Origin of the sequence: Pseudoalteromonas sp. SR45-5 (genome assembly GCF_014163565.1) — a bacterium.
Classification (GTDB): Bacteria; Pseudomonadota; Gammaproteobacteria; order Enterobacterales; family Alteromonadaceae; genus Pseudoalteromonas; species Pseudoalteromonas distincta.
In genome coordinates this window covers 1-7,084 of sequence record NZ_JACJDN010000158.1, presented here as the reverse complement: position 1 = coordinate 7,084, position 7,084 = coordinate 1, and the positions used below count along the sequence as shown (strand labels likewise).

Genomic DNA, 7,084 nt, shown 5'->3' with positions numbered 1-7,084 from the left:
TGTGTAAAACGTAGTACATCTCTTCCTTTGTAAAAGCACTTCTTTTAAAAGCTAAACCATTTTTAGTTTAGCTTAACCACATAATGATAATTGTTAACTGAGCGCTAATTTGGTAGAATTTAGCGCTTTTTTTGATACCCATTACACCATTTGAGGACCTCAATGTTTAACTTACTCAGTAGGGCGCCTAGCTCTGCTAAAAACGATATTCTATCTGGATTAACTGTGGCGTTAGCCTTAGTCCCAGAAGCAGTTGCGTTTGCCTTTGTTGCAAATGTAGAACCTTTGGTTGGTCTATATGCCGCGTTTATCGTTGGTTTAATTACGGCTATTTTTGGTGGTCGCCCTGGTATGATTTCAGGTGCAACCGGTGCACTAGCTGTTGTTATGGTAAGTTTAGTGCTTGATCACGGTGTTGAGTATCTATTTGCAACTGTGTTGCTGATGGGAATACTGCAAATTCTCGCGGGTGTATTTAAGCTCGGTAAGTTTATCCGTATGGTTCCTCATCCGGTAATGCTTGGTTTTGTAAACGGGTTAGCAATTGTTATATTTTTAGCTCAGCTAGGGCAGTTTAAAGTGCCAGATGGTATGGGCGGACAAGAATGGATGACAGGTAATCCATTATTTATCATGCTTGGCTTAGTTGCATTAACCATGGCAATAATCCACTTTTTGCCAAAATTGACTACAGCAGTGCCTTCATCTCTAGTTGCTATTGTAACTGTAACTGGATTAGTGATTGGATTTGATTTAGAAGCGCATACAGTATTAGATTTCTTAAAAGGAATGACTGGAGACGAAGCTGCAACAATCGCTGGCGGCTTGCCTGAATTTCATATTCCTATGGTGCCGTTTACTTTCGAAACGCTACAAATTATTTTTCCTTATGCACTTATTTTAGCGGCTATTGGTTTAATTGAATCATTATTAACGCTTAGCTTAATTGATGAGATTACAGAAACCCGTGGTCATAGTAATAAAGAATGTATTGGTCAAGGTGCTGCAAATATTACCTGCGGTATGTTTGGTGCAATGGGTGGTTGTGCAATGATTGGTCAATCAATGATCAATATAAATTCAGGTGGTCGCTCTCGTTTATCAGGTATAAGCGCTGCACTTATGCTACTTGGTTTTATTATTTTTGCCTCTAGCTTAATTGAAATGATCCCATTAGCTGCACTTGTTGGTGTTATGTTTATGGTAGTACTTGGTACATTTGAATGGGCAAGCTTTAAAATGATGAAGCGCGTACCATTATCTGATGCATTTGTAATTGTTCTTGTGTCGGGCGTGACGGTTATTACTGATTTAGCGATTGCTGTATGTGTGGGTGTTATTGTATCGGCTCTAGTATTTGCTTGGCAGCATGCGAAGCAGATATATACAACTAACTACATTGATCAGGAAGGCGCTAAGGTGTATGAACTACATGGTCCGTTATTCTTTGGCTCTGTTAAAAACTTTTCTGAGTTATTCGATGTGAAAAATGATCCTAAAAATGTGATTGTTGAATTTAAACACAGCCGCGTATCTGACCACAGTGCAATAGAAGCAATTGATACACTTGCTGACAAATACACAAAAGCAGGTAAACAACTTCATTTACGTCACTTAAGTAAAGACTGTACGCAGTTGCTTCATAAAGCACGAGATTTAGTTGAAGTGAATGTGATTGAAGATCCAACCTACAAAGTAGCATCAGATAAACTAGCTTAATTTACACAAGGCTATTGATATTTAAAAAGCGGAAGGCGGATAACCTTTCGCTTTTTTAGTGTCTCGACTATTTGTTTGCGGTAAGACTCTTAAAAAGCAAGGCAAGCTGTAGTGCTATGCAAACTCATAAATCTATATAATAAGACTACCTAATTTTGTGAAAATTAGCCCTACATAGGTAAAAATAATAAAAATAACAAAAATGACTCTAATTGCAGTCGCTGTAGGTCTATCCATATCCCCTAGCGTCTTGTCACAAGAGCAACAAGTAGCAAAAAGTGATTTAGGGTTTGAGCGCATCATTGTAACGGGAACATCTCGGCCAAAAGAGAAAATCGAATCAACTAATGCAATAACTACCTTTAACGAAGCAAAGTTAGAGCAATTGGCTCCGCACAGTGTTGCTGAATTAGTGCGAAGTATTCCTGGTTTTCATGCCGAAGACACCGGTGGAGAAACCGGTAACAACGTAGCCCCACGAGGCTTTCCGTTATCAACGCAAACAGAGTTTACAGCACTACTTCGTGATGGTATGACCGTGTTTTATAATCAAGATATTTTATTTACTCAAAATGATCGCTTTACCCGTTTGTCTAATTTTGTTGGCAGCGTTGAAGCTATTCGTGGTGGTGCCTCGTCAATTTTTGTTGGTAGCGCGCCAGCTGGGTTTATTAATTTTATTTCTCGTGAAGGCTCCGATGATACCCAAGGTGATGTGTTTTTTGAAACCAACAGCAACAACCGCCTAGGTGGACAAGGTTGGGTTAGCGGATCAATAGACGATCAGACAACCTATGCTGTTGGCGCTTGGTATCGCAAGGATGACTCCGCACGCGATCCGGGGTATACAGCTAACCAAGGTGGTGAGCTTAATGGTAATATTAAGCACTTTTTTAAAGATGGCAGCGGCTTTACCCGCTTTGAGTTTAATAAACAAAACGATAGATCATTCTTTTTTATTCCTCAGCCATTAATTGGCTCAACCACCAATGCTAAAACAATCCCAGGCGGGATGGATATCAGAGATGGCACCACCGGTAACTCAGCAGGTGCGCGTTTATTAACTCTTAATAACACCCCAAGCGGCGACATTGATTTGGATATTGCAGATGGTAACTACGCTAATGTGACCTACTTTGGCAATACAACCGAAATTGAAATCAACGAAAACTTAGTCTTTTCAAATCAAATGCGTTATACCGATATGCTAACAACCTTTACCGGCATCATTAACGTAGGTAACGCCGAATCGTTAGCTAGTAAAGCACAAGCTATATATGCTGCAAATACTGATGTCCTTGCAGGTGCCATGGTTGATGGTAACCTAAGTTACGATATACGCGATGCAGGAAACGGCTTTGTATTGGCTGATTCAAGCAACGTAAATACCTACAACACCAATGGATACGGAATAAACGCAGGCTTTTGGCATAGACGTTTTGAAGGCGATAACTTTCAGAACGAAACAAAATTCAACTACACCTTTGATGATATAGGCGAAGGGACTCTTTATGCTAATTTTGGCTTATTCTTCTCTAATATTAATGGCCATGTTACCGACTATCGAATTAATACACTGCAATCAGTAGAGCCCCTGCCGCAGCGCTTAGATGTTGTATTTACAGATGCACAAGGTCTTGACATTGCCAGCGGTACTTACAAAGGTATTCAGGCTGGATCACATGGTTTTGCCGATATTGTTTATAGTGAAAATACCCTTGCGCCCTTTGCTGACTTTGAATACGAGCTTGAAGATGTGTCGTTTAATCTGGGCCTAAGGTACGAAACCCTCAAAGCAGATGGGGAAGCGCAAAACCAAGCTAATTACACAATTGACAGTTTTGCCAGCGATACTGATACCGTCAATGGGAATATTACCCTGCCCTTTGGTGATGGGACTTACCGAAACTTTGATGTTGAATACAACGAAATGGCATGGACAATTGCAGCTAACTACAAATTTAACGACGACTTAGCGGTATTCACTCGATATGCAGATGGTTTTCGTATGCCTGATGTAGATAAATACATGGCGATTACCAACCTAACTAGTCAAGAGGAAATTAATCAATTTAATAACTCTGAGAGACGTGAAACACAACCAGCTTCAACGGTAATGGCCGAGGTGGGCATTAAATATAACGAAGGTGATGTCGCAGCATTTGTAACCGGTTACTTCGCCGCTGCGGATGATTTATTCTTTAATGTACCTACTGTTGAAAATGGTCAAGTAGTGCAACGTCAAGCCTTTAGAAACACAGAAACCTTAGGTGTAGAAGCCGAATTTAACCTGCAAATCACCCAAGACTGGCGCATTGGTGTATCTGCAACGTACCAATCACCCGAATTTGTAAACACACCAGCGGCGCAATACTTGGATGCTAATGGAAGCTCTGCCTCTATTGATATAAACGGCAACTTACCTGTACGTGTGCCTAAGCACTTTGGCCAATTAACTAGTAGCTATCAGTTTGAAGATTTTTCGTGGGGTATGGCAGCTATTCATGGTAGCTACTCTTGGAGCGGTAAACGTTATGCCGACGACGCCAACACAGCAGAACTGCCTATGTATGGCATGTTAAACCTTGGTTTATCCCTTGAAAACGAAGACGGTTATTACCTTCGTGCCGATGTTAAAAACCTAAATAACTCAGAAGGCTTATCAGAGGGGGATCCTCGCGCAGGTGAAACGGTAGCAGGTCAAGCAACTACATTTAATGCGCGCGTTGTCTTACCTCGTACCTTTAGCCTTACTATTGGTAAGCGTTTTTAATTTTACTCTAATCTAGGGTATCGTCATGCAAAGCGATACCCTCGCAATTTTTAGGAAAATATAATGGAAGTAGTTGCAATTGGTGAAGCTTTAATAGATATACTCTCACATGACTGCATGCACAATAAGGCATCAAATAGCGAACTAGACTTCACACAGTTTGCCGGAGGCGCACCCGCTAATGTTGCTGTAGCCGTAGCAAAGCTTGGTGGTTCAAGTCATTTGCTTGGTAAAGTAGGCAATGATAAATTTGGTCGCTTTTTAATAAATGCACTCAAAATGTATAATGTAAACACATCTTATGTTGGCTTTTCAAAAAAAGGGAAGACGGCACTCGCGTTCGTATCGTTGGATGAAAACGGTGAACGTACATTTGAATTTTATGATAAAGATGCTGCACATTACGATTTACAAATAACCGATTTAGAGCCCTCTTTATTTTCAACACCTAAAATTGTGAGTTTTTGTTCAGGCTCTTTTGCAAAACCTTTAGTATTAAATACAACCTTACATGCGCTAAAACACTTTAAAGAATCAGGCTCGGTTACATGCTTTGACATTAACTTTCGTTCAGCCTTCTGGGATGAACCACTCACAGCTAAATCTGTTATTGAGGATGTTGCTAAAACAGTTGATGTTATTAAAGCGAGTAAAGATGAGCTGATCTCGCTTTATGGAATAGAGCATATTGATACCACTATTAGAAGTTGGGTAGATAGTGGCGTAGCTTTAGTTTTAATGACCGATGGTGGCGAGCCTATTACTTTTTCATCTAGCTCATTTAGTGGTACTTATCCTTGCCCTAAGGCATATGTTGTGGATACCACAGCTGCAGGCGATGCGTTTGTAGGTGGTTTTTTATATCAAATATCTTCGCTAGTGAGTAATAAAACAGAATTTACTGACTGGGCAAATAACTTTACTAACGTTTCAAAGGCTATAGACTTTGCTACTAAATGCGGAGCCAAAACAGTAGCAACGTTTGGAGCCTTTGATGCCCTACCTACATACCATGATATCTCGGCGAGTACCCTTAAATCTTCGTGTCGATGTTAAAAACCTAAATAACTCAGGAAACTTATCAGAGGGAAGTTTCACTCAGGTGAAACGGTAGCAGATCAATCAATTATATTTAATGCGCGCGTTGTCATATCTCGTGTCTTTAGCTTTACTATTGGTAAGCGTTTTTAATTTTACCCTAACTGAGGGTATCGTCATACAAAGCGATACCCCCGCAAGTTTTAGGAAAAGATAATGGAAGTAGTTGCAATTGGTGAAGCTTTAATAGGTGTACTCTCACATGACTGCAAGTGCCAAAATTGCTTAACTATCACGGTAATTCTCCCTATTTATAATACTTCTTTTATTGGCGACTCATTTTAGTATCACCTTAACATGAGTTGCCTATATCAAAATCGTTTTTACACTAGTCTTCTTCTACATTTAATACGTATTGGTTTTGTCCTATTATTTATAATGCCACGGTTTTAATATTGCCAGTATGAAAGAAAAAATAAACATCGTGTGGTTTAAACGTGATTTACGTCTTAGCGATCATCAACCATTAAAAAATGCATTTAGTAATGGCTTACCGACCCTGTTACTTTATAACTTTGAGCCATTACTGCTCGAAGATGCACACTACAATGAGCGGCACTGGCGCTTTGTGTATCAATCGATAGTTGAGTTAAATAATCAGCTAGCGCGTTTTAACGCCTGTGTTTATATATTTAATTTAAATATGAACGATTTACTTGAGTCGATAAAGACGCAGTTGGAAATAGTTAATATTTTTAGCCATCAAGAAATAGGCTTAAACAACACCTTTGAGCGCGATAAGGCAATAAAAGCATGGTGCCAGCATAACCACATTAATTGGCAAGAGTCGCAAACAGGCGCGGTAATTCGCGGCAAAAAAAATCGTAATAATTGGAACGAACGCTGGCAGCAAACAATGCAAGCACCTATTGCTGTTCCTAATTGGAAGAGTATAAAAACAATTACCCTTAATAACTATCAAGCGCCTGAGTTGCCAAGCGCTTACACTCAAGATCACGACAGCTTTCAACAAGGTGGCCCACTGCATGCGCGAACTGTAATGCAGAGTTTTTTTGCCGAGCGCGGTAAAGGTTATCAAAAGGGAATATCGAGCCCAAGTTTAAGCCAAACCCACTGCTCTCGGCTTTCGCCCTATCTAGCATGGGGGAACATTAGCCTTAGGCAAGTGTATCAAATGACCATTGATGAATATCATTCAAAACACCCTGACAAAAGAGGTTGGAAACGCCCACTAGCAGCGTTTGTATCGCGCTTGCATTGGCACTGCCACTTTATGCAAAAGTTTGAAAGCGAGTGCTCTATGGAGTTTTTAGCTCTTAATCCGGGTTATCACGTATTTCCGTATCGTGATGATGAACGTGTGAAAAACGATATTGAACGCTGGGCGCAAGGTCAAACAGGTATTCCAATTATTGACGCTTGCATGCGCTGCTTAAAAGCCACCGGTTATATAAACTTTAGAATGCGCGCCATGCTTGTAAGCTTTGTAACGCATCATTTAAATATAAGTTGGCAGCAAGCAAGCTTTCCGCT

At 40.2% G+C, this 7,084-nt stretch carries 4 protein-coding genes; all 4 read left to right on the top strand.

Features of this window, described 5'->3' with window-relative positions:
• The first annotated feature begins 162 nt into the window (after window positions 1–162).
• Window positions 163–1,719 (top strand): SulP family inorganic anion transporter, encoded by a 1,557-nt coding sequence (locus H5072_RS08070; protein WP_024596640.1) that lies wholly within the window; start codon window positions 163–165, stop codon window positions 1,717–1,719.
• 202 nt (window positions 1,720–1,921) lie between these two features.
• Window positions 1,922–4,492 carry a TonB-dependent receptor gene (locus H5072_RS08065; RefSeq protein WP_182693207.1) on the top strand — a complete coding sequence of 857 codons (2,571 nt, stop codon included), beginning with the start codon at window positions 1,922–1,924 and terminating at the stop codon, window positions 4,490–4,492.
• Between the two features lie 63 nt (window positions 4,493–4,555).
• The gene (locus H5072_RS08060; RefSeq protein ID WP_182693206.1) at window positions 4,556–5,548 is read left to right on the top strand and encodes a carbohydrate kinase; all 993 of its coding nucleotides are present in this window, start codon (window positions 4,556–4,558) and stop codon (window positions 5,546–5,548) included.
• A gap of 445 nt (window positions 5,549–5,993) precedes the next feature.
• Window positions 5,994–7,084 (top strand): FAD-binding domain-containing protein (locus tag H5072_RS08055; protein WP_182693205.1); only part of this gene is annotated, 1,091 nt, incomplete at its 3' end.

What these genes read in the sequence shown, in the direction of transcription:
- H5072_RS08070 (WP_024596640.1), top strand. Translation starts at nt 163, where the DNA reads ATGTTTAACTTACTCAGTAGGGCGCCTAGCTCTGCTAAAAACGATATT.
- H5072_RS08065 (WP_182693207.1), top strand. Translation starts at nt 1,922, where the DNA reads ATGACTCTAATTGCAGTCGCTGTAGGTCTATCCATATCCCCTAGCGTC.
- H5072_RS08060 (WP_182693206.1), top strand. Translation starts at nt 4,556, where the DNA reads ATGGAAGTAGTTGCAATTGGTGAAGCTTTAATAGATATACTCTCACAT.